This window comes from Pseudomonas sp. LAMO17WK12:I1, assembly GCF_900177315.1.
In the GTDB taxonomy this organism is placed as follows: Bacteria; Pseudomonadota; Gammaproteobacteria; order Pseudomonadales; family Pseudomonadaceae; genus Aquipseudomonas; species Aquipseudomonas marginalis.
The window spans coordinates 404487-425609 of the sequence record NZ_FWZV01000004.1; the positions used below are offsets into that span (position 1 = coordinate 404487).

Sequence of the window (21123 nt, forward strand, 5' to 3'; positions counted from 1 at the left end):
CCCGATAGGGCCGGCCTGGCTTGCATCAATTTCCCCTGGGCAACTCAATCACAAACCTTGTCCACCCCGCCGCGGATTCACAAAAAATCCTCCCCCCGTGTGCCCGCACAATCGACTGGGTAATCGCCAATCCCAGCCCCGCATGCTCGCTGCTGCCTTCATGGCGCGCCGGGTCGGCTCGGTAGAACCGGTCGAACAGCCTCGGCAACACGTGCGCTGGAATACCTTCCCCGCTGTTTTCTACCGTCAGTGTCACGCCCCGTACGCCTTCAACCATCCGCACGCGCACTTGGCCGCCGGCCGGGGTAAACCTGAGGGCGTTATCCAGCAGGTTCGACAGGGCCCGGCGCAGCATGCCGCGATCGCCGGCGGTTTGTGCGCCGCCTTCGCGTACCAGCGAGACCTGTGCGTCTTCTGCCAGCAACGCGAAAAACTCCAGCAACGTCTCCACTTCATCCGCCAGCACCAACGGCTCGCGCTTGGGCACCAGCAAGCCGTGGTCCGCCTTGGCCAGGTACAGCATGTCATTCACCAGCTGCGCCATCCATTGCAGCTCTTCCAGGTTGCTGTGCAGCGCTTCGCGGTAATCCTCCAAGAGGCGCGGTTGGGTCAGGATGACCTGGGTCTGGGTCAGCAGGTTCGACAGGGGCGTGCGCAGTTCATGGGCAATGTCGGCGGAGAAGGCCGACAGGCGTTGGAAGGCGTCGTCCAATCGCCCCAGCATGGCATTGAAGGCCTGGGCCAGTTCGGCCAATTCCGCCGGCATTTGCTGCTGAGGCAGGCGTTGGGTCAAGGAGTGGGCCGACACACTGGCAGCCACTTCGCCCATGCGCCGCAACGGCCGCAAGCCACTGCGTGCAGCCCAGGCGCCCAGCAGCGCGGTGGCCAGGGCCGATAGGCCGACGGTGAGCCAGATCAAATGTTGCATGCGTTGCAGGAAGTGCTGGTGATGGGTGATGTCGAGCATCAGGGTCAGTTGCGGTGAGGCGGGCTGGCCGGGCCTCAAGGGGGCGTTGTACACGCGGTAGTCGGTGCCGGCGTTCTGCAGGGTGTGCAGGCCAGGCGCCTCGGGCAGGCTGACGCTTGGCGCATCGTCCAGCCAGCGCTGGCCGGCGGCGGTGATGCGCAATGTCAGGTCAGGCTGGCGATTGAGCTCGGCTCGCAGCTGCGCTTCGCGTTGGGCGAATGAGTCCAGTGATTCGACGCCCTGCAAGGTACTGCGCAGCGCCACCAGCTTGCTGTCGAGTTGCTGTTGGTCCAGCTCAATGAAGTGCGCCTCGCTGGCACGGTTGAACAGCACGCCGGCGAACAACGAGACCACCGCGGTGCACGCCGCAAACAGCAGAGCCAGGCGGCTGGCCAGGGACAGACGCTGGATCAATGGCTGCGCTCCTCCAGCACATAACCCATGCCGCGCACGGTATGGATCAGCTTGGTGGGGAAAGGATCGTCGACTTTCAGGCGCAGGCGCCGGATCGCGACTTCGATGATGTTGGTGTCACTGTCGAAATTCATGTCCCATACTTGGGAGGCAATCAGCGACTTGGGCAGGACTTCGCCCTGGCGGCGCAGCAGCAGCTCCAGCAGGGAGAATTCCTTGGCGGTGAGGTCGATGCGCTGGCCGTCCCGTTCGACGCGGCGGCGGAGCAGGTCCAGGCGCAGGTCGGCCAGTTGCAGGGCGGTTTCCTGCGGCGTGCTGCTGCCACGGCGCAACAGGCTGCGTACCCGCGCCAGCAGTTCGGAGAAGGCAAAGGGCTTGACCAGGTAATCGTCGGCACCCAGTTCCAGGCCGTGCACCCGGTCTTCCACGGCATCCCGGGCGGTCAGAAACAGCACCGGGATCTCCAGGCCGGCACTGCGCACCGCTTGCAGGATTTGCCAGCCGTCGCGACCGGGCAGCATCACATCCAGGATCAACAGGTCATAATCGCCGGTCAGCGCCAGGTGCTGGCCGCTGGTACCGTCGGCCACCAGTTCGGTGGTGAAGCCCGCCTCGGCCAGGCCTTGGCGCAGATAGTGGCCGGTTTTCGGTTGGTCTTCGACGATCAGCAATTTCATGGGCGGCTCTTGGCAACAGTTCACCAGGGGCTTTATACCCTGGGTGCCAGGGGAAGGGCGCAACCTGACAAAGTTGTAATCTAGCAGTCAGCTGGCTGGCAGCGGCGCACTCTTAGAGTGCTGTCCAAGCAGGTTGCACACTTTTTGGAGAATCGAGATGGCATTGCGTACACCCCTGTTGTTGGCGGGCTGCCTGTTGGCGTTGAGTTTCAATGCAATGGCGGATGCGGCCCATACCTATGCGTTCGGCCAGCCGGCACCGGCGGATAAGGCCACACGCACCGTGGAAGTGACGCTGCAGGATATTTCCTTTTCGCCCACGTCCCTGGACGTCAAGGCCGGTGAGACGGTGCGCTTTGTACTGGTCAACAAAGGCCAGTTGCTGCATGAATTCAACCTCGGTGACGCGGCGATGCACGCCGAACACCAGAAGGAAATGCTGCAGATGCAGGCCAGCGGCATGCTCACTTCCACGGGAATGGGCAAGATGGATCATAGTGCCATGGGCCACGGTGAAATGGGCGGCATGAAACACGACGATCCCAACAGCGTGCTGGTGGAGCCCGGCAAGACCGCTGAGCTGACCTGGACGTTCACCAAGGCCACCGGCCTGGAGTTTGCCTGCAACCTCCCCGGGCATTATCAGGCGGGCATGGTCGGCAAGCTGACCGTTGAGTAAGGCGTTTCTTAAGGGCGGGGGCAAAGGCTGGTAGACTGGCGCGGTTTATTTAGCCAGGTTTCCGCCATGCATCCCGCAGCCGAACATTCGCCGCTGGGCAAGTCCAGTGAATACATTTCCACCTACACCCCTTCGTTGCTGTTCCCGATTCCACGCGCCGCCAAATGGGCCGAGCTGGGCCTGAGCGCCGAGACCCTGCCGTACAAGGGCGTGGATTTCTGGAACTGCTTCGAGTTGTCCTGGCTGCTGCCGTCGGGCAAGCCGGTGGTGGCCATCGGTGAGTTCAGCATCCCCGCCGACTCGCCAAACATCATCGAGTCCAAGTCGTTCAAGCTGTACCTCAACTCGCTGAACCAGACCGCGTTCACCGATACACCAAGCCTGGAAGCGACCCTGCGCACCGACCTCAGCGCCGCCGCCGGCAAGCCTGTTACCGTGCGTATCCGCAGCTTGGCCGACATTGAGGCCGAAGGCGTGATGGCGTTGCCGGGCACGTGCATTGACGATCTGGATATCAGTGTCAGCAACTACGAACACCCGCGCCCGGAGCTGCTGCGTTGTGATGACTCGCGCATTGTCGAGGAGAGCGTGCACAGCCACCTGCTCAAGTCCAACTGCCCGGTGACCAGCCAGCCCGACTGGGGCAGCGTGGTGGTGGAGTACCGTGGTTCGGCGTTGGATCACGGGAGTTTGCTGGAATACCTGGTGAGCTTTCGCCAGCACTCGGATTTCCATGAACAGTGCGTGGAGCGCATTTTCCTCGACCTGCAGCGTTTGCTGAAGCCGGAGAAGTTAACGGTGTATGCGCGCTATGTGCGGCGCGGCGGGTTGGATATCAACCCTTACCGCAGTACTGAGGATGTGGCGTTCCAGAACGTGCGCCTGGCCCGTCAGTAAGCAAAGGTGGGAGGGGGCAAGCCCTCTCCTACCTTTTGGTTCTGCGCCTGGCTTGGGCTCGGGTCAGATCCCCATATTGCCCAAGGTGATCATGATATTGCGCAGTGTCCCGGAAATCACCGGGTGCTCAGCGTCGAACTCTATGGCAGCTTGGCTCACATCGTCGGAAATACTCGGCGTTTGAGTGGCTGGTTCAAGTTCAAGTTGCAATTCAAACTTGGCAATCAAGGCTTGCAGAGCATCACGTTTTTCTTCCGACAGCGGCGGCTCCTGTTCCAGCTGCCCGCGCAGGATCTCGACCTGTTCTTCCAGTTTTTTGCGATCAGGCATGACGTTCTTCCTTTTATCGATAGGCACTGGCATAGACCACGGCACGCCGTGAAAGGTCTACGGACTGACCTGTAGATTAATCCACGGGCGCCGACTGTGCATGATCTCGATCAGGGCTTCTCGCCTTTGAGCTGGCGCAGGCTGATGTCGGCCAGGCAGGTGCCGAGTTCACCGAGGTGATCGATCACCGAGTGGACCCCCAGGCCATAGAGCTCAACGGTGGCTTTGCCGCGCCTGTGCTCGCGTTCCTTGTCGCTCAGCGCCTGCCACTGCTCAGGCGCCAGGCCGCACAATGAACCACAGGAGGCCAGGCCAATGGTCCACAAGCCGGCATTCAGGCCCGATTGCAACAGGCGCGGCTCGCCGCTGACCAGTACGCAACCTTCCAGGCGTTCAATGTTGAGTTCCATCAAGGCTTGCCAGCAGGCATGAGGGGCGGGCCAGCGGATGGAGGAGGGGGATGCGGCCTTGAGCCAGTTGGGCAGTACGGCGGCCAGTGGTGTGGTTACCGAAGGCGGCAGTTCATCCAGCCAGGCACAGGGGACGCCTTGTTCCTTGAGGCTGCGCAGGATTTTCAGGGCGCCGGGTGTGGCTTGGGAGTCCGGGGAGGGTGAATCGGTGCGCGCCCGGGAACCAAAGTCCACCAGGCAACCACTCAGGCCAAACAGAACAGCAGTCAAGGCGGGCGCGTTGGCGATGGCTATCTCGGCGTGAGGCATGTCGACATCCCTGAAATAGCTGTGACGCTATCGGGGCAGGATGACAAGCAGATGACAGCGGGGTAATTGTAGGAAAATTGTCCATTTGTGTTAGGACGATTCCTAGCAGCTGCCTAATTGGACACTTCCGTCATATACTGACGGCCTTATTCAGGGCATAGCGCCCATGACAGACCATTCAAGGAGCAAAAGCTATGCGCTGGAGCCACTACTTCGCTCAGCTATCGGTGTGTGCCACTGTCCTGCTGGCGCCTTTCGCTGCACAGGCTGCATCGGAAGATGATCCATGGGAAAGCGTCAACCGCCCGATCTTCACCTTCAACGACACCGTTGATACCTACGCCCTCAAGCCATTGGCCCAAGGCTATCAGTGGATCACTCCGCAATTTGTCGAAGATGGTATCCACAACTTCTTCCGCAATATCGGCGATGTCGGCAACCTGGCCAACAACGTGCTGCAGCTCAAACCCCACAATGCCGGGGTCGACACTGCGCGCTTGCTGGTTAACACCACGTTCGGCGTGCTGGGCTTTATCGACGTCGGCACCAAAATGGGGCTGCAACGCAGTGATGAAGACTTCGGCCAGACCCTCGGTTACTGGGGCGTGGGCAGCGGTCCCTACGTGATGATCCCGCTGCTGGGCCCGAGCACCTTGCGTGATGCACCGTCCAAATACGTGGACAGCTACACCCAACCGTACCGCTATATGAACGATATCGGCTGGCGCAACAGCACCATGGGCCTGAACATCGTTGACACCCGTGCCAGCCTGCTCGACAGCGAGAAATTGATCACCGGCGACAAGTACACCTTTATCCGCAATGCCTACCTGCAGAACCGCGAGTTCAAGGTCAAGGACGGCAAGGTCGTCGACGACTTTTAAGCTGTGATGTTTTGAAATGAAAAAAAGGCGACCCTGGCGGTCGCCTTTTTTGTGCGCGGGTTTCAGCGCATTTTCAGGATCCTAAGCCCGAGTTGTTGCTCGTCGCCCACGGTTTTGGTCCAGACCACTTCCGTGTCAGCCTCCAGGCCCTTGAGCGCCACGTGCTCTGAATCAATGCGCACGGTGAGTAGGTCTCCCACCGCGAACTGACGCGGTGCCTGCACCTGCATCCCGGAGCTGGAAAGGTCCACGCAAACCCCGGCAAACTCCTGGCCTTCGTGGAGCAAAGATACTTCGGCATCCACCCGCATGCGGATGAAATCGCGTTTTTCGGCGTAGTCGCGCTCGTGTTCGCCCATCGGTTCCATCCTTACTTTGTGTTGTGGTCTTGGCTGTTCTTATAACTCCCGGTGATTTGCGATGTAAAGACGCCCGGCGACCATCGGCATGAGCTTGAAACCCCCGGCGGATGGGAGTACCGTCTGCGCCTTAGAAGGGCACCTCTGCTTTACAGTTGTGCATGGGAAAAATCCCATTGCGTTGTAGTACAGAGAGGCTAGAAAGCGAATCCAGTACGTGAGCCCGGCCATTGCCGAGCCACCTACGCCAACCTAATTCTGGCGCCGTTTGCCCACATGCAAAAAACCAGTGCCACGCTGCTGATAATCGATGACGACGAAGTAGTGCGCGCGAGCCTTGCGGCCTATTTGGAAGACAGTGGCTTCAGCGTCCTGCAGGCCAGTAATGGCCAACAGGGTCTCCAGGTATTCGAGCGCGACCAGCCCGACCTCGTGATCTGCGACCTGCGCATGCCCCAGATGGGCGGCCTGGAGCTGATTCGCCAGGTGACCGAGCTTGCCCCGCAGACGCCGGTGATTGTCGTGTCCGGTGCCGGCGTCATGAACGATGCCGTCGAAGCGTTGCGTCTGGGCGCTGCCGACTACCTGATCAAGCCCCTCGAAGACCTGGCGGTACTGGAGCACTCTGTGCGCCGCGCCTTGGATCGTGCGCGCCTGCTGGTCGAGAACCAGCGCTACCGCGAAAAGCTCGAAACCGCCAACCGCGAACTCGAAGCCAGCCTTAACCTGCTCCAGGAAGACCAGAACGCCGGTCGCCAGGTGCAGATGAACATGCTGCCGGTCAGCCCCTGGACCATCGACGAATTCCAGTTTGCTCACCAGATCATCCCGTCGCTGTACCTGTCGGGCGATTTTGTCGACTATTTCCGTGTTGACGAGCGGCGTGTCGCGTTCTACCTGGCCGATGTCTCCGGCCATGGTGCTTCCTCTGCTTTTGTCACCGTGTTGTTGAAGTTCATGACCACACGGCTGTTGTTCGAATCCAAGCGCAATGGCACCTTGCCGGAGTTTACCCCCTCCGAGGTGCTGGGCCACATCAACCGAGGCCTGATCAGCTGCAAGCTGGGCAAGCACGTGACGATGGTAGGCGGCGTGATTGATGAAGAAACCGGTCTTTTGACCTACAGCATCGGCGGTCACCTGCCGATGCCTGTTTTATACACTCCCGACAGTGTGCGTTACCTGGAAGGGCGTGGTCTGCCCGTAGGCTTGTTCAATGAAGCTACTTACGAAGACCACATCCTGGAGCTGCCGCCGACGTTCAGCCTGACGCTGATGTCCGACGGCATCCTGGACCTTCTTCCAGAGCCTACACTCAAAGAGAAAGAAGCCGCCTTGCCCCAGAAGGTCAAGTCGGCGGGCGGCAGCCTGGATGGCCTGCGGCAGGTTTTTGGATTGGCCACGCTAGGGGAGATGCCGGATGATATCGCCCTATTGGTGTTGAGCAGGAATCTTTGATGAGTACCGGAAGAATCCAATTCGCCGAGCAAGACGGGACCTTCGTCCTGAAGTTTGTCGGTGAAGTGCGCCTGACCTTGTGTTCGGCGCTGGATGCGACGATTGAGCGGATTTTCACGGCGTTGAATTTCTCGGCGATCGTGATCGATCTGACCGAAACCCGCAGCATCGATAGCACCACCCTTGGGCTGTTGGCCAAGTTGTCCATTCTGTCCCGGCAGAAGGTCGGCCTGTTGCCGACCGTCGTCACCACCCACGAAGACATCACCCGTCTGTTGCAGTCCATGGGCTTCGACCAGGTGTTCAACATCGTTGATCGCCCGATCCCTTGCCCGGAATGCCTCACCGACCTGCCGTCCCAGGATCAGTCCGAGGAAGTGGTGCGGGTCAAGGTGCTGGAAGCGCACAAGATCCTGATGGGCCTCAACGAGTCCAACCGCGAAGCCTTCCACGACCTCGTCAACGCCCTCGAGCGTCACTGATCCCAGGGATCGCCTGCTACTTTAGGGACAGCAGAGCAAAAAAGGGCGGTACCCTCACAGGTACCGCCCTTTTTGTCGCCTGCGCCGTTTACAGCTTGGCGGACAACAGTGCCTCAAGCTTCTCCTGGTCCCGGGCAAACTGACGAATCCCCTCCGCCAGCTTCTCAGTCGCCATCGCATCCTCGTTGGACTCCCAACGGAACTGCGCTTCAGTCAGATGCACTCGCGCTTCTCCGGCGTGCCCTGGCGACAACTTGCGTTCCAGCTTGCCGTCATCCGCCGCCAGCTTCTCCAGCAGGTCCGGGCTGATGGTCAGGCGATCACAGCCGGCCAGCTCTTCAATCTGGCTCAGGTTGCGGAAACTCGCACCCATCACCACGGTCTTGTAGCCATTAGCCTTGTAGTAGTTGTAGATGCGTGTCACCGACTGCACGCCCGGATCATCAGCGCCGGTGTAGTCGTTGCCATTGGCTTTCTTGTACCAGTCGTAGATACGGCCTACGAACGGTGAAATCAGGAACACGCCGGCTTCTGCGCACGCCACCGCCTGGGCAAACGAGAACAGCAGGGTCAGGTTGGTCTGGATGCCTTCTTTTTCCAGCTTCTCCGCCGCGCGGATGCCTTCCCAGGTGGACGCGATCTTGATCAGCACGCGGTCACGGCTAACCCCAGCTTTGTCGTACAGGTCGATCAGACGGTGCGCACGCTTGAGTACGGCGTCAGTGTCGAACGACAGGCGGGCATCCACCTCGGTGGAGATGCGCCCTGGCACGACCTTAAGGATCTCCTGGCCCACAGCCACCGCGAAACGGTCGCTGGCCAGGCCGACATCACCGTTGCAATCCTGCACACACTCATCCAGCAGCTTGGCATAGCCCGGAATCGACGCGGCCTTGAGCAGCAGGGAAGGGTTGGTAGTGGCGTCTTGGGGCTTGAGCTTGGCGAGGGTGGAAAAATCGCCGGTATCGGCTACGACAGTAGTGAATTGCTTGAGTTGTTCCAGCTTGGAAGTCATGGGCGTGCTCTGTCCTATGGGTCTGATGACATTACCCGAGCGCTGGCAGGCGCTCAAGGGCGCAAATGCGTTCGATCGTTTGCGAGGGCAACAACCTGAAAACAGCCGTTTGAATGCCCGGCCGTAGTGCTGAATAGGAGGCCAGAACGGCCGACAGGTTCAACCCGACTGCCCGATGACACTTGGATAGCGCCTTCATGCCAACTGACTCCTTCCCTGGCACACACCGCACCAAATGTGGGAGGGGGCTTGCTCCCGATGGCAGTGTGTCGGCTCATCCAATAACCAACTGCCCCCCCCCTGCAAGCTATCCAATCAACGCCCTTCCAACAAAGCCCCAGCCTGATCAAGCAATGCCAATGGATCCGCAGCCTTATGGATATCCACCGACAACAACTGCCTGAATCTGCGCGCCCCAGGGAAACCGGTGCCCAACCCCAACACATGCCGCGTAATGTGATGCATCGTCCCGCCAGTCGCCAAATGCTCAGCAATATAAGGCCGCAACTGCGCCAACGCCTCCGCCCGACTGATCACAGGCTGCGCGCTACCAAACAACTGCTGATCCACCTCCGCCAGCAGATACGGATTGTGATAAGCCTCGCGGCCCAGCATCACCCCGTCAAACGTCTGCAAATGCTCATGGCACTGCTCCAGCGTCTTGATCCCGCCATTGAGAATAAACTCCAGCTCAGGGAAATCCTGCTTCAACTGCGCCGCCACGTCATACCGCAACGGCGGAATGTCGCGGTTTTCCTTCGGCGACAAGCCCTCAAGAATCGCAATCCGCGCATGCACGGTGAAACTGGTGCAGCCGGCGTCCTTCACCGTCCCGACGAAATCACACAACTGGGCATAACTGTCCCTGCCGTTGATGCCGATACGGTGCTTCACCGTTACCGGAATCGACACCGCATCACGCATCGCCTTCACACAATCGGCCACCAGGGCCGGGTGAGCCATCAGGATCGCGCCGATCATGTTGTTCTGGACGCGGTCGCTGGGGCAGCCGACGTTCAGGTTCACTTCGTCGTAACCGGCAGCCTCGGCCATACGGGCGCAGGCTGCCAGGTCTGCGGGGACACTGCCGCCGAGCTGGAGCGCGAGCGGGTGCTCGGCTTCGTTATGACGCAGGAAGCGGTCATGGTCGCCGTGGAGGATTGCGCCGGTGGTGACCATCTCGGTGTAGAGCAGGGCGCGTTTGGAGAGCAGGCGCAGGAAGAACCGGCAGTGGCGGTCGGTCCAATCCATCATTGGGGCGACGGAGAAGCGGCGGGAGAAAGTAGCAGTGTGTAGGGACATTGGGGATCTGAGTCAACGAGGCGAATTGGGCGCAGTTTATCAGGGATGGATCTAGGCTGTGGGAGACGCTTGTTTTGCGGTATTCACCACTTCGAACGCGGACATTGCCGTGTATGGAATATGCCGAGGATTTACAGGCGATCACTGCGAGCCCGACATGCGATCAGGTAGGACCAGTTGGCTACTGCCCATTCGCGGTTGTGTTTGACCCGGCCTCCGTCGATCAACCAGCCGGCAACCTGAACCCTCCCTGTCCCCCAGCAAAGTTTCATAATTCCTTCCACCGTTGAGGTCTACGATCTTCCTCAAGTGAAGCCCCCACGGTCCAGCCCACAGGGAACTGAAAAATGATTTTGAACCTCGTCAAAGTCGTGATGATTACCGGCGCGTTGCTGTTGGGCGCTTGTTCTTCGGGTGCGCCGGGCATGAGTGGCGACCCTTGCTTTTCAGGCGGATGCCAGGCGTTTGGTGACCACAGCTCCAGCAAGGCTGCCAAAGCTAATTTTGGCGGTAGTGGCCTGGGGAGTAGTTATGGGGAATATGGGACGGGGTTGTTGCATGATGATTGATGGCGCATATGGCCCGGCGGGGGCAAGCGCCCTTGTCGCCGGGGGAGGTGAGTCAGCCTGTTATCACAACCCCATTATGGAAAATCTCGCGCCTGGCGCGGCGGCTGATGTTCTCATGTTTGCTTGACGTGTAGATTTCGTCAAAACGACGGCGATCAATGCCCTCGTAGTTGCCAAGTTCTTGCAGCACCCTCCGGTCGTAATCCTCTTCGATCATGAACCGGAAAATTTCCCGCCGATAATAGAACCCGAATTGAAACGCCAGTACCTCGGTCAAGTAGTCCGTTGGCGTGAGAAAGCAGTTTTCCAGGTCGATGGCCTTGGCGTGCGTCGGCTGCTCCAGGTTGATCATCACATTGTTTGCCCAGAAGTCCATATGCACCACGCCTTTGCTGTGCAGGCAGTGCAACAGTTTGAACGACGCGGTGATCAGGCTCTGGATGTCACGCTCCTGCTTGAGCCATTCCAGGCCATTGAGGTGGCCCTCCAGCATCTCGGTAAAGATGAAGAATTCCTGGATCAGGCCAAGCGCTGACTTTCGATAACCGAACCCATACAAGCCAGCAACCGGCGCACCGCGTTTCTGGGCGCCGAGGGTGTTGATGACTTCTTCGACCGGCCAGTCAAACGCACCGTCCCGCTTGGCGCGCCCGAAGGTCACGCGCAATTTGGGCCTGAGGCTGTCCAGCGGCTGGGACTTGGCGAACAGGTTGGCTTCCATCCCTTTGAGCGGTGCGCTGATGCGATCTGTCAGTTGGTGGCGCGTGTCGATCAGGTCCTGAATCGCCTGCTGCGTTTTGTGGTCGGTGGTGTCGGTGGTGAAGATCGTCGCTTTGCGATGAGTGATGGTCGTCGGAAAACTTTGCAATACACCTGTGTCAGGAAAGCTCAAAACACGTCCTTGTCATTGGGAATAAATATGACGGATATGTTACAGCTTGTACTTATTGGATCCAACCTGAACTTTACCTGAACGAAAATGAAATAGTCTAACTGCGCCGATTCTTCACTGTTCATGGCGATTGAAATGTGCTTATAGCCCTGGGGCTTGAGCTTAATGCCCTCCCTGCATCCGCCGTGCTATCAGGTAAATGCCCAGCCCGACCAGTGCCGTCGCCGCGCCGATGTAGCCGGTGCTGGTCCAGCCATACCCGGCCGTAATCGCCATCCCGCCAAACCATGGCCCCAGCGCATTGGCCAGGTTGAACGCCGCATGGTTGGACGCTGCCGCCAGGCTCGGTGCTTCGTGGGCGATGTCCATCAGGCGGATCTGCAGCGGTGCGGCCAGCGAGACCATGGTGCCGACCAGGCCCATGCTCAGCAGCACGCCCCATAGCGAGGACGCCGCGAAGGGGAAGAACAGCAACACGGCCATCGACCACACCAATATCCAGCCCACGGCGCGAAACTGCATGCGATCAAACAGCTTGCCGCCAGCGATGTTGCCGATAATCCCGCCCACGCCGAATGCTGCCAGCCCGAATGGAATCCACTGCGGGGATACCTTGGTCACTTCCAGCATGGTCGGTGCCAGGTAGCTGAACACGCAGAACATACCGGCAAAGCCGATGGCGCCAATGGACAGCGCCATCCACACCTGGGGTTTGGTGAAGGCGCGCAGTTCCTTGCGCGGGTCGCTGCGTTGTTCATCGTGGCGATGGGGCACAAATTGCCAGACGAGGGCGATGGTGCACAGGGCGATCACGCTCACCAGTGCAAACGCAGAGCGCCAGCCCAGGTGCTGGCCGAGGAAGGTGGCGATGGGGTTGCCCAGCAGCATGGCCAGGGTCAGGCCCATCATTACCCGCGCCACGGCGCCGGCACGTTTGTCGTTGGGCACCATGCTCGAGGCGACCACCGCAGCAATGCCGAAGTAGGCGCCGTGGGGCAGGCCGCTGATAAAGCGGAACGCCACCAACGAGCCGAAGGTCGGGGTGAACGCAGTGGCGAGGTTGCCCAGGGCATACAGGCCCATCAGCAACAGCAACATATGTTTGCGCAGCAGCTTGGCGCCGAGGATGGCCAGCAGTGGGGCGCCGACCATCACGCCCAACGCATAGGCGCTGATGGCGTGGCCAACCTGGGGTTCGCTTAAACCCAGGTTTTGCGCGATGTCGGGCATCAGGCCCATGATGGCGAATTCGCCGGTACCGATAGCGAAGGCGCCCACGGCCATGGCAGCTTCCATTTTGGCGGCGCTGCGCGCGGGCAGTACGTGCCCGGGAGTTTGGTGGATAGACATGGATCGCTCTGTATTGAAGGGGTACGAGGGAAAACCGTCGATGCTACGCAAGCAGCGACGAAGGAGTCTAGAACCACCTTTTGCCCGAGAGTTCCTGCCCTGTGACCTCAGGTCGCGCTTGCCACACTTGACACTCGCGCGTTAAAACCGGCGATTTAGAGTTGTCAATTGGCCAAACGACGCATAAACGCCGTGTGGCGTGATATTCTGCGCGCCGTCTTGGTCTGGTCTTTCCCCGGTACGTACACCCGTATACGTCCCGGCGTTTGGCTGTCGCCCAGGTAGCTGAAGCCAATAATGATAAGAAGTCAGCGCAGAAGGGACATAAAAGTGAGGTCGATACGTCGGCCTTGTGTGCCCACCCTGCGGTCCCCGAGTGAATGTGCAAACCCCGCGGTGCGTTGCCTGGCGCAGCGTGATTGAGGGTTGCCCATGATCAGGGGCGGTGGGGCGGATGGCGTTTTATCATAGGTGCTACTGATGTTTAAAAAAGTAAACACTGCCCTGCTGGGGCTGGCTTTGTCGATGGGGATCACGTCCGTTCACGCGGAAGAGGCAAAGAAAGTCGATGTGCTGCTGATCGGCGGCGGCATCATGAGTGCAACCCTGGGTGTCTGGCTCAACGAGCTGGAGCCGGGTTGGTCGATGGAAATGGTCGAGCGCCTCGATGGCGTCGCCGAAGAAAGCTCCAACGGCTGGAACAACGCCGGTACCGGCCACTCGGCCCTGGCTGAGCTGAACTACACCCCGGAAGACAAGAACGGCAACGTTGAGATCCCGAAAGCGGTCGAGATCAACGAAGCGTTCCAGATATCCCGTCAGTTCTGGTCCTGGCAGGTCCAGCAGGGCGTGCTGAAGAACCCGCGTTCGTTCATCAACTCCACACCGCACATGAGCTTTGTGTGGGGCGATGACAACATCAAGTTCCTCAAGAAGCGCTACGAAGCCCTGCAAGCGAGCCCGCTGTTCGCCGGCATGCAGTACTCCGAAGACCCGGCGCAGATCGCCAAATGGGTTCCGCTGATGATGGAAGGGCGTGACCCGAACCAGAAAATCGCGGCCACCTGGAGCCCGCTGGGTACCGACATGAACTTCGGCGAGATCACCCGCCAGTTCGTCGCTCACCTGCAAACCACGCCTAAGTTCGACCTGAAACTGTCGAGCGAAGTGCAGGACATCACCAAGAACGCCGACGGTTCGTGGCGTGTCAGCTACAAAAACCTGAAAGACGGCACCAAGACTGAAACCGACGCCAAGTTCGTGTTCATCGGCGCTGGCGGCGGTGCACTGCACCTGCTGCAAAAGTCGGGCATTCCTGAAGCCAAGGAATACGCTGGCTTCCCGGTCGGCGGCTCGTTCCTGGTGACCGATAACCCAACCGTCGCCGAGCAGCACCTGGCCAAGGCCTACGGCAAGGCTTCGGTTGGCGCGCCACCGATGTCGGTTCCGCACCTGGACACCCGCGTGCTGGATGGCAAGCGCGTGATTCTGTTTGGCCCATTCGCCACCTTCTCGACCAAGTTCCTGAAAGAAGGCTCGTACCTGGACCTGCTGACCAGCACCACCACCCACAACATCTGGCCAATGACCAAAGTCGGTATTCGTGAATACCCACTGGTCGAGTACCTCGCCGGCCAACTGATGCTGTCGGATGACGATCGCTTCAAGGCGCTGCAGGAGTACTTCCCGAACGCCAAGCAATCCGACTGGCGCCTGTGGCAGGCCGGCCAGCGCGTGCAGATCATCAAGCGTGACGAAGAGCAGGGCGGCGTCCTGAAACTCGGTACCGAAGTGGTCAGCTCTGCCGACAACACCATTGCAGGCCTGTTGGGTGCGTCGCCAGGCGCGTCCACCGCGGCTCCGATCATGTTGACCGTGCTGCAGAAAGTGTTCAAGGACAAGGTTGCGACCCCTGAGTGGCAGGCAAAACTGCACCAGATCGTGCCTAGCTACGGCACCAAGCTGAACGACAGTCCTGAGGCTGTTGCCAAGGAATGGGCCTACACCGCCAATATCCTGCAACTGCCTGCACCGCCTGCGATTCCGCAACAGGCTGCTGTCAAGGCGCCCGAGGCTGCCAAGCCTGCGGCTGAGCCGAGCAAGCCGGCGTCTGACCTGGCGCTGTAAGCCGCTGGGGAGGTCCTGGGTCAGGACCTTGCCGGTAACAAAAAGCCCGCTGAACCGGTAACGGTCAGCGGGTTTTTTTGTGCGTGTCTAACGGCGGGTGCGTTCGACAGGCGGCAGTTCAACCGTACGCTCGGCGGCGGCCAGCGCTGCCTTCAAGCCAGCCTGGTCCAGCGGCACGCAATAGGCAGGCTTGCCGCGTTCCAGCCGCCAGCTGTCATCCAGGCTGCCGGCATCCACGGCGTCGAAACCCAATTCGTCGAGAAGCGTGATGACGCGTGCCTTCGCTGCGGCGTCATCCGCGGCCACCGGCAACGCCCGGCGGTCGGGGGCACCGTGGGGGCGGGCGTCCTGCGTCAGGTCGGGAGCGAAGATCGCGTTGAACACTTTGACTACATGTGAATGGGGCAAATGCTCGGCGAGCAGCCGGCTGGTGGTGGTTTCGAAGCGATCCAGTACCGGTATATGGCCGTCGCGGTTCGGGTAGTAATTATTCGCGTCCATCACGGTCTTGCCCTCCAGCCATTGCGCCGGGACGCTGCGGTAATGCTCCAGGGGGATCGCCACGAGCACCACATCGCCGAATTTGGCGGCGTCGTCGGCACTGCCCACCTGCACGCCGAGTATGCCGCTCACGACGCTGCTCATGGTGTGGGGGCCACGGGAGTTGCTCAACATCACTTCGTGCCCGGCCGCCAGCGCCAGTTGGGCCACGGCGCGCCCGATAAAGCCTGCTCCAATAACACCAATCTTCATGGTCTTGCTCCAATGAATAGGGGAGCGGTTATGATGATTGGCAACCAATTGGCGATAAATCGTCGTTTTGGCGTGAATGTTGTTACTGGGAGTAGGGAATGATGGATCGCCTGTCGAGCATGAATGCCTTTGTGATGGCTGCTGAGTTGGGCTCGTACGCGCGGGCTGCCGAGCGCTTGGGCATGTCGCCGCAGATGGTGGCCAAACATGTCACCGCGCTGGAGCAGCGCCTGGGCGCTCGCTTGCTTAACCGCACCACACGAAGGCAAAGCCTGACGGAGCTGGGGAGCGCGTACTACGAGCGTTGCAAACATATCCTGGTAGAAGCCGAGGCTGCCGATTCACTGGCGCAGATCATGAACGACACGCCGCGCGGCAAGCTGAAAATCACCGCGCCCGTCACCTTCGGCTCCTACAGCCTGATGCCGTTGATTACCGGGTTCCTGCGCGACAACCCGGATGTGGAAATCGACCTGCACTTGACCGACCGTTTCGTGGACCTGGTGGAGGAGGGCTATGAAGCCGCTTTTCGTATCGGCCCCCTGGCGACCACCGGCCTGACAGCCAGGCCACTGGCACCTTATCGCCTGGTGGTCTGCGCGTCGCCGGAGTACCTGGCGGCACGCGGTACCCCGCAGGCCCCGGTGGACCTTGAGCGTCATGAATGCCTCGGCTACGCCTTCTGGTCGCGGCCGGCGGATCGCGAGTGGGTGTTCTACCAGGCTTCGACGCCTTGCAAGGTGCAGGTTGCCAGTCGCTTGCAGATCAATGAAAGCAGGGCCTTGATGACCGCCGCGCTGGATGGTTTTGGCATCGTGCTCGGTCCGGAAGACTTCTTGCGCGGGGCATTGGCCAGGGGCGAATTGGTGAGAGTGCTGCCGGACTTTGAAGCGCCGAGCCGGCCGATGCACCTTGTCTACACGGCGAACCGTCAGCGTACGGCCAAGTTGAGACGCTTTGTCGAAGCGGTGTTGGGACGCTTCGGTCACCCTTGATGCGTGCTGCTTCAGCAATCCGACAGACACAACCTGTTAAAAAAGTACCCAGGCCTGAGCAGGAGCACGGCTGAAACACGGGGGCATTTTTACCGGTGCAGGTGTTGGGCGATAACGCCCGAGGGGGTTGTATGTTGTTACGTTACGCGGCATTAGCGGCAGTTGTGGTCGCGGCGTCCGGGTGTGTACAGGAGCGCGTGGTGCATGAGCGCCGGCCTGTACAGCGTGAATATGTCGAGGTGGTTGCGCCACAACCGCCGCCGACCCAGGTCATCGAAGTCGAGCCTGCCGTACGTGAAGGTTACATATGGTCACGTGGTTACTGGCGCTGGGAAGGCGGGCGCTACGTTGCCGTACACGGCCATTGGGAGCCGGTGCGCGAAGGCTATCGTTATGTGCATCCGCATTGGGTGCAGCGCAATGATGGCTACCACTGGCAGGTGGGGGGCTGGGTTCGTTGAACCCCGACTAGGAAGGCTTCTTTGTACCCAGGAGCCGTACTTCCCGCAGCAGCGCGGCACCGAGTTGATCGGTGCCCAGTTCCTTGTATCCCACGGCCTTGACCTCTCCGTTCTCTTCGGCCTGGATGATGATCACCGGTGTCTCTTTGCCGCTGGCTTCGTCGATGTGAAAAGCATATTGGGGAATATCCACCTTGATCGGCGTACCTGCGGCCTTGCCTTGCACATTGATCAGGAACGCTGCGCAGCCGGCGTCGACATCCACACTGGTGGCAGAACGCCCGCTGACGAAGCAGTTCTTTGGCAGGTCGGGCCAGATGATCTCGGCCAGTGCGAGGGGCGGCGTCAGGACCAGGGCAGCAAGAAGAAGCGTGCGCACGTGGGGCGTTCTCTCGTTCAGGGATTAGCGATTTTTACCAAAGCCTGCCCCTTGCCGCAATGTTGCCGCTCAGCCCAGACGCTTCATACCCGCTGCCTTGGCCGCACCGAGGTCAAAGGTAGCGGTGTATTCGCACCCGGCCGCGTGGGCGCAGCGCTCTATCAGGCAATCGGCAAAATCGGCGTTGTTGGCCGTGAACCGTCGAAGCGCCTGCCAGACGACCTCGGCATGTTCGACGGTCAATTCACGGGTGCGCAGCAGTGTTTCCATAACGACGACAATGTCATTTTTGGCGCATTGGTAGCAGCTCTGTAATACCCACACCAGCTCCACCACGGACACCAGGCTGACAAACCCTGGCGAAAGCGTGGTGAGGGATTCAATCAATTCGCAGGCCTTGGGGGATTGAACGGGATCATCCTGGGTGACGTAGCGCACCAGCACATTGGTATCCAGCCCGATCATCCAGCCTTCGCTCCCTGTGCTGCGATGGCGCGGTTCATGTCGTCAATGGACACGGCCCTTGCAGGCTTACGGACCAGCCCCTTGAGGTCATGGACCGTCTTGCTCGCTGCAATGATGGAAAACTTGCCATCTTCCGTTTCGACGAATTCGACGCGGTCGCCTGTTTCCAGGCCGAGTGCGGTCCTGACTTGGACGGGGATGGTGATTTGCCCTTTTGAGGTAAGTGTGGCGGTCGCCATGGTAAAGATCTCCAACATGATGCTCCTTACCTTAGGGTAAGGAGTGGTGGAGGACAATATCCGTTGGTCCATAGGTCGCTCTTCAGGTGGAGGATGAGTCGGAGTCATGAAAACCTAGTCCGAACTCAGCCCTCCCGCACGCTTACCCATGGCGCAAAGAGATACAAACTATGACCGACCGCCAGTAAAGCCTGGCGGCTGTAAGCAAATTACCTGGCGAGCTCATTGCACTACGCGATAACACGGCACATACGCCGCGCCACCCGGCAACTTCATGCGATGCTGGGCAACGAACGCCTGCAACAGCTCATCCAGTGGCTTCATGATGGCCGGGTCGCCGTGGATCTCGTACGGGCCATGTTCTTCGATCAGGCGAATGCCCTTGTCCTTCACGTTACCCGCCACGATCCCCGAAAACGCACGGCGCAGGTTGGCTGCCAGTTCATGGGGCGGCAGTGCGTGGCTCAGTTGCAGGCTGGCCATGTTTTCGTGGGTCGGGTCGAACGGGCGCTGGAAGCCTTCGTCGATCTTCAGCAGCCAGTTGAAGTGAAACGCGTCGTTGCGCTCACGGCGGAACTGCTTCACCGCCTTGAGGCCGGCAGTCATCTGGCGGGCCACTTCGGCCGGGTCGTCGATGATGATCTGGTAGTGCGCCTGCGCGGCTTCGCCGAGGGTGGCGCCGACGAAGGCATGCAATTGTTGCAGGTACGGCGCGGCTTGTTTCGGCCCGGTGAGAATGACCGGGAAGGGCACGTCGCGGTTGTCCGGGTGCATCAGGATGCCCAGCAGGTACAGGAACTCTTCGGCCGTACCGGCGCCGCCGGGGAAGATGATGATGCCGTGGCCTACGCGCACGAAGGCTTCAAGGCGTTTTTCGATGTCCGGCAGGATCACCAGTTCGTTGACGATCGGGTTCGGCGCTTCGGCGGCGATGATGCCCGGCTCGGTCAGGCCCAGGTAGCGCCCGCCGGTAATGCGTTGCTTGGCGTGGGAAATGGTCGCGCCCTTCATCGGGCCTTTCATCACGCCCGGGCCGCAACCGGTGCACACGTCGAGGCTGCGCAGGCCGAGTTCGTGACCGACTTTCTTGGTGTATTTGTACTCTTCGGTATTGATCGAGTGCCCGCCCCAGCACACCACGATCTTCGGCTCCACGCCCGGACGCAGGGTGCGAGCATTGCGCAGCAGGTGGAATACGTAGTCGGTAATGCCCTGGGAGTTGCTCAGGTCGATGCGCTGGCTGTCCAGCTCGTTCTCGGTATAGACGATGTCCCGCAGGGCGCTGAACAGCATTTCGCGGGTGCTGGCGATCATTTCGCCATCGACGAAAGCATCGGCGGGGGCGTTCAACAGCTCCAGGCGCACGCCACGGTCCTGCTGGTGGATGCGCACTTCAAAGTTCTTGTAGGCGTCGAGGATGGTCTTGGCGTTATCGATATGGGCGCCGGTGTTGAGGATCGCCAGGGCGCACTGGCGAAACAGGGTGTAGATGCTGCCGGTACCGGCTTCGCTCAGTTGCTGGACTTCACGTTGGGACAGGGTTTCGAGGCTGCCCTTGGGGCTGACGGAGGCATTGATGACTTGGCGTTGGGGCATTCTGATTCCTTGAAAACGCAGCCACCGCACCTGTCGAGGTGCGATGACGTGAGAATGGTGGGCGCAGGTTAGGGCGCACGAGCCGGATATTTACCTCAGGCGCAGGGCCGAGCGCAAATACCGTCCAACACCATCATGCCGCAGAACTTACTCAATCAGCTTCCAGTTTTTGTAGAAAACCCGACGCAGGGTAAAGACCAGCCCGGCAAATCCCGCGATGACGGCGTTAAGCACCGACGGCAGCGGCGTCGGCCGTACAATGTCGATGAACAGGCAGTAGCGCTTGGCGTCGTTCTTGTTGAAGGACGCATGCATCAGCGTGTCATCAAAGATAAACAGCGGGTCGTCGTGCCAGTAGTGCTTGTGCTTGCCGACCTGGATGTACACGCCGTCGTGATGGGGCGCCGGTGCCATGTTGTAGAGCACGCGGAACATCATGCGCAGGGGACCGAAGTGAAAGGACGTCGAGCGGTTCTCGTTGAACACCGACACGCCGATGGTTTTCACGAACGGCAGTTTTTTGCGCAGTTCAGGAATATCCAGGGTGGTTTCGATCGGGCGCCCGTACCACTGGAAAAACAACATGCCGCGCTTCTTCTCGGCCATGCGTTCGTCCAGGTAGCCGATGATTTCATCCTTGTGGGCCATGGCGTCATCAAGCACCTGTTGCAGGTCTGTGCGCCAGGCCGGTGGCAGGTCGCCCATCGTGTAGACGTGACGGTTACGCGCGCTCAGCAGGTCGAACAGGGTGTTGAACGGCGCCAGCAGCCAAGTGTTGCGACCGCTGCCGATAAAGTATTTCTTGACGGTCGGCTTGTCATACAGGCCGTTACGCAGGAAGTCGTAAACGCCGCACACCAGTACCAGGCAGAGGAACACCAGCGTGGTTTCGGGGAACACATCGATAATCAGCAACACGCCGAGTACCCAGGCGACCGATACCGCTTTCTTACGCAAAGCAGACTTGTTCATGCAACTCAGCTCCAGGAGGACGCCATTCGACAGGTCCGGATCCGTGGCCGCGAGTGGTGGGGTTTTGAAACATAATGAAACATCTTCGTCATGATAAGGCGTCCAGCAGCGGATTGGCGTTTTAAATAGTGCAAAATTGTGA

Annotated in this window: 24 protein-coding genes; 9 read left to right on the forward strand and 15 right to left on the reverse strand. The window is 60.0% G+C overall.

What is annotated here, in order from left to right; genetic code table 11:
* Nucleotides 1-25: 25 nt before the first annotated feature.
* Nucleotides 26-1381 carry a heavy metal sensor histidine kinase gene (locus B9N88_RS09615; RefSeq protein ID WP_027604225.1) on the reverse strand — a complete coding sequence of 452 codons (1356 nt, stop codon included), beginning with the start codon at nucleotides 1379-1381 and terminating at the stop codon, nucleotides 26-28.
* Nucleotides 1378-2058, reverse strand: a complete 681-nt coding sequence (locus B9N88_RS09620) for a heavy metal response regulator transcription factor (protein WP_027604224.1) — start codon at nucleotides 2056-2058, stop codon at nucleotides 1378-1380. The genes B9N88_RS09615 and B9N88_RS09620 overlap by 4 nt, the downstream gene beginning before the upstream one ends.
* 157 nt (nucleotides 2059-2215) lie before the next feature.
* Here B9N88_RS09620 and B9N88_RS09625 point away from each other — a divergent pair, with 157 nt between their 5' ends.
* Both B9N88_RS09625 and queF read left to right on the forward strand, forming a co-directional pair.
* Complete coding sequence (locus B9N88_RS09625) at nucleotides 2216-2737, forward strand: copper-resistant cuproprotein CopI (protein ID WP_027604223.1); 522 nt, start codon at nucleotides 2216-2218, stop codon at nucleotides 2735-2737.
* Between the two features lie 66 nt (nucleotides 2738-2803).
* A complete protein-coding gene (gene queF / locus B9N88_RS09630; RefSeq protein ID WP_027604222.1) occupies nucleotides 2804-3634 on the forward strand; it encodes an NADPH-dependent 7-cyano-7-deazaguanine reductase QueF in 831 nt (276 codons plus the stop codon).
* A 63-nt stretch (nucleotides 3635-3697) separates the two neighbouring features.
* Here the strand turns inward: queF and B9N88_RS09635 are convergent, their stop codons facing one another.
* Together B9N88_RS09635 and B9N88_RS09640 are read right to left on the reverse strand one after the other, a co-directional pair.
* A complete protein-coding gene (locus B9N88_RS09635) occupies nucleotides 3698-3964 on the reverse strand; it encodes a DUF4404 family protein (protein ID WP_027604221.1) in 267 nt (88 codons plus the stop codon).
* A 110-nt stretch (nucleotides 3965-4074) separates the two neighbouring features.
* Nucleotides 4075-4683, reverse strand: coding sequence for a hypothetical protein (locus B9N88_RS09640; protein ID WP_027604220.1), 609 nt, complete (start codon nucleotides 4681-4683; stop codon nucleotides 4075-4077).
* A 194-nt stretch (nucleotides 4684-4877) separates the two neighbouring features.
* Here B9N88_RS09640 and B9N88_RS09645 point away from each other — a divergent pair, with 194 nt between their 5' ends.
* Nucleotides 4878-5567, forward strand: coding sequence for an MlaA family lipoprotein (locus B9N88_RS09645; RefSeq protein WP_027604219.1), 690 nt, complete (start codon nucleotides 4878-4880; stop codon nucleotides 5565-5567).
* 62 nt (nucleotides 5568-5629) lie between these two features.
* Here the strand turns inward: B9N88_RS09645 and B9N88_RS09650 are convergent, their stop codons facing one another.
* Entirely contained in the window at nucleotides 5630-5926 is a 297-nt protein-coding gene (locus tag B9N88_RS09650) for a PilZ domain-containing protein (protein WP_027604218.1), read from the reverse strand.
* A gap of 276 nt (nucleotides 5927-6202) precedes the next feature.
* Here B9N88_RS09650 and rssB point away from each other — a divergent pair, with 276 nt between their 5' ends.
* On the forward strand, nucleotides 6203-7384 hold the full coding sequence (gene rssB / locus B9N88_RS09660) for a two-component system response regulator RssB (protein WP_027604216.1): 1182 nt from the start codon (nucleotides 6203-6205) through the stop codon (nucleotides 7382-7384).
* A complete protein-coding gene (gene rssC, locus B9N88_RS09665) occupies nucleotides 7384-7866 on the forward strand; it encodes an anti-sigma factor antagonist RssC (protein WP_003172602.1) in 483 nt (160 codons plus the stop codon). Before rssB ends, rssC begins: the two co-directional genes overlap by 1 nt.
* 88 nt (nucleotides 7867-7954) lie before the next feature.
* Here the strand turns inward: rssC and tal are convergent, their stop codons facing one another.
* The gene (gene tal / locus B9N88_RS09670; protein WP_027604215.1) at nucleotides 7955-8881 is read right to left on the reverse strand and encodes a transaldolase; all 927 of its coding nucleotides are present in this window, start codon (nucleotides 8879-8881) and stop codon (nucleotides 7955-7957) included.
* 315 nt (nucleotides 8882-9196) lie between these two features.
* On the reverse strand, nucleotides 9197-10183 hold the full coding sequence (dusA, locus tag B9N88_RS09675; RefSeq protein WP_027604214.1) for a tRNA dihydrouridine(20/20a) synthase DusA: 987 nt from the start codon (nucleotides 10181-10183) through the stop codon (nucleotides 9197-9199).
* 347 nt (nucleotides 10184-10530) lie between these two features.
* Between dusA and B9N88_RS09685 the strand changes: the two genes are divergently transcribed.
* A complete protein-coding gene (locus tag B9N88_RS09685) occupies nucleotides 10531-10752 on the forward strand; it encodes a hypothetical protein (protein ID WP_027604213.1) in 222 nt (73 codons plus the stop codon).
* Between the two features lie 52 nt (nucleotides 10753-10804).
* On the opposite strand, the gene B9N88_RS09690 is transcribed toward B9N88_RS09685, so the two are convergent.
* Together B9N88_RS09690 and B9N88_RS09695 are read right to left on the reverse strand one after the other, a co-directional pair.
* Nucleotides 10805-11644, reverse strand: coding sequence for a lipopolysaccharide kinase InaA family protein (locus B9N88_RS09690; RefSeq protein WP_027604212.1), 840 nt, complete (start codon nucleotides 11642-11644; stop codon nucleotides 10805-10807).
* 162 nt (nucleotides 11645-11806) lie between these two features.
* Nucleotides 11807-12994 (reverse strand): MFS transporter, encoded by a 1188-nt coding sequence (locus B9N88_RS09695; protein WP_027604211.1) that lies wholly within the window; start codon nucleotides 12992-12994, stop codon nucleotides 11807-11809.
* Between the two features lie 480 nt (nucleotides 12995-13474).
* Between B9N88_RS09695 and mqo the strand changes: the two genes are divergently transcribed.
* Nucleotides 13475-15121 carry a malate dehydrogenase (quinone) gene (mqo, locus tag B9N88_RS09700; RefSeq protein WP_027604210.1) on the forward strand — a complete coding sequence of 549 codons (1647 nt, stop codon included), beginning with the start codon at nucleotides 13475-13477 and terminating at the stop codon, nucleotides 15119-15121.
* 87 nt (nucleotides 15122-15208) lie between these two features.
* Here the strand turns inward: mqo and B9N88_RS09705 are convergent, their stop codons facing one another.
* The gene (locus tag B9N88_RS09705; RefSeq protein ID WP_256221121.1) at nucleotides 15209-15922 is read right to left on the reverse strand and encodes an NADPH-dependent F420 reductase; all 714 of its coding nucleotides are present in this window, start codon (nucleotides 15920-15922) and stop codon (nucleotides 15209-15211) included.
* Nucleotides 15923-15972: 50 nt separating this feature from the next.
* On the opposite strand from B9N88_RS09705, the gene B9N88_RS09710 reads away from it, so the two are divergent.
* Both B9N88_RS09710 and B9N88_RS09715 read left to right on the forward strand, forming a co-directional pair.
* Nucleotides 15973-16869: a LysR family transcriptional regulator gene (locus tag B9N88_RS09710; protein WP_043293389.1), complete on the forward strand. Its 897-nt coding sequence runs from the start codon at nucleotides 15973-15975 to the stop codon at nucleotides 16867-16869.
* A gap of 131 nt (nucleotides 16870-17000) precedes the next feature.
* Entirely contained in the window at nucleotides 17001-17330 is a 330-nt protein-coding gene (locus B9N88_RS09715) for a YXWGXW repeat-containing protein (protein ID WP_043293388.1), read from the forward strand.
* A 7-nt stretch (nucleotides 17331-17337) separates the two neighbouring features.
* Here the strand turns inward: B9N88_RS09715 and B9N88_RS09720 are convergent, their stop codons facing one another.
* From B9N88_RS09720 to B9N88_RS09740, 5 genes are all read right to left on the reverse strand, one after another.
* Nucleotides 17338-17709: a hypothetical protein gene (locus tag B9N88_RS09720; protein ID WP_027604206.1), complete on the reverse strand. Its 372-nt coding sequence runs from the start codon at nucleotides 17707-17709 to the stop codon at nucleotides 17338-17340.
* Between the two features lie 69 nt (nucleotides 17710-17778).
* On the reverse strand, nucleotides 17779-18174 hold the full coding sequence (locus B9N88_RS09725) for a PIN domain-containing protein (protein WP_027604205.1): 396 nt from the start codon (nucleotides 18172-18174) through the stop codon (nucleotides 17779-17781).
* Nucleotides 18171-18428: an AbrB/MazE/SpoVT family DNA-binding domain-containing protein gene (locus B9N88_RS09730; RefSeq protein WP_027604204.1), complete on the reverse strand. Its 258-nt coding sequence runs from the start codon at nucleotides 18426-18428 to the stop codon at nucleotides 18171-18173. Before B9N88_RS09730 ends, B9N88_RS09725 begins: the two co-directional genes overlap by 4 nt.
* A 207-nt stretch (nucleotides 18429-18635) precedes the next feature.
* Nucleotides 18636-20009, reverse strand: a complete 1374-nt coding sequence (gene ppnN / locus B9N88_RS09735; protein WP_027604203.1) for a nucleotide 5'-monophosphate nucleosidase PpnN — start codon at nucleotides 20007-20009, stop codon at nucleotides 18636-18638.
* A 147-nt stretch (nucleotides 20010-20156) separates the two neighbouring features.
* Nucleotides 20157-20981, reverse strand: a complete 825-nt coding sequence (locus B9N88_RS09740; RefSeq protein ID WP_027604202.1) for an aspartyl/asparaginyl beta-hydroxylase domain-containing protein — start codon at nucleotides 20979-20981, stop codon at nucleotides 20157-20159.
* Nucleotides 20982-21123 lie beyond the last annotated feature (142 nt).

Excerpts from the sequence above, each read along its gene's own strand:
- B9N88_RS09640 (WP_027604220.1), bottom strand. The coding sequence starts at position 4,683 with ATGCCTCACGCCGAGATAGCCATCGCCAACGCGCCCGCCTTGACTGCT.
- rssC (WP_003172602.1), top strand. The coding sequence starts at position 7,384 with ATGAGTACCGGAAGAATCCAATTCGCCGAGCAAGACGGGACCTTCGTC.
- B9N88_RS09625 (WP_027604223.1), top strand. The coding sequence starts at position 2,216 with ATGGCATTGCGTACACCCCTGTTGTTGGCGGGCTGCCTGTTGGCGTTG.
- B9N88_RS09740 (WP_027604202.1), bottom strand. The coding sequence starts at position 20,981 with ATGAACAAGTCTGCTTTGCGTAAGAAAGCGGTATCGGTCGCCTGGGTA.
- B9N88_RS09645 (WP_027604219.1), top strand. The coding sequence starts at position 4,878 with ATGCGCTGGAGCCACTACTTCGCTCAGCTATCGGTGTGTGCCACTGTC.
- mqo (WP_027604210.1), top strand. The coding sequence starts at position 13,475 with ATGTTTAAAAAAGTAAACACTGCCCTGCTGGGGCTGGCTTTGTCGATG.
- B9N88_RS09710 (WP_043293389.1), top strand. The coding sequence starts at position 15,973 with ATGATGGATCGCCTGTCGAGCATGAATGCCTTTGTGATGGCTGCTGAG.
- B9N88_RS09695 (WP_027604211.1), bottom strand. The coding sequence starts at position 12,994 with ATGTCTATCCACCAAACTCCCGGGCACGTACTGCCCGCGCGCAGCGCC.
- B9N88_RS09725 (WP_027604205.1), bottom strand. The coding sequence starts at position 18,174 with ATGATCGGGCTGGATACCAATGTGCTGGTGCGCTACGTCACCCAGGAT.
- B9N88_RS09635 (WP_027604221.1), bottom strand. The coding sequence starts at position 3,964 with ATGCCTGATCGCAAAAAACTGGAAGAACAGGTCGAGATCCTGCGCGGG.
- B9N88_RS09715 (WP_043293388.1), top strand. The coding sequence starts at position 17,001 with ATGTTGTTACGTTACGCGGCATTAGCGGCAGTTGTGGTCGCGGCGTCC.
- rssB (WP_027604216.1), top strand. The coding sequence starts at position 6,203 with ATGCAAAAAACCAGTGCCACGCTGCTGATAATCGATGACGACGAAGTA.
- ppnN (WP_027604203.1), bottom strand. The coding sequence starts at position 20,009 with ATGCCCCAACGCCAAGTCATCAATGCCTCCGTCAGCCCCAAGGGCAGC.
- dusA (WP_027604214.1), bottom strand. The coding sequence starts at position 10,183 with ATGTCCCTACACACTGCTACTTTCTCCCGCCGCTTCTCCGTCGCCCCA.
- B9N88_RS09620 (WP_027604224.1), bottom strand. The coding sequence starts at position 2,058 with ATGAAATTGCTGATCGTCGAAGACCAACCGAAAACCGGCCACTATCTG.
- queF (WP_027604222.1), top strand. The coding sequence starts at position 2,804 with ATGCATCCCGCAGCCGAACATTCGCCGCTGGGCAAGTCCAGTGAATAC.
- B9N88_RS09650 (WP_027604218.1), bottom strand. The coding sequence starts at position 5,926 with ATGGGCGAACACGAGCGCGACTACGCCGAAAAACGCGATTTCATCCGC.
- tal (WP_027604215.1), bottom strand. The coding sequence starts at position 8,881 with ATGACTTCCAAGCTGGAACAACTCAAGCAATTCACTACTGTCGTAGCC.
- B9N88_RS09685 (WP_027604213.1), top strand. The coding sequence starts at position 10,531 with ATGATTTTGAACCTCGTCAAAGTCGTGATGATTACCGGCGCGTTGCTG.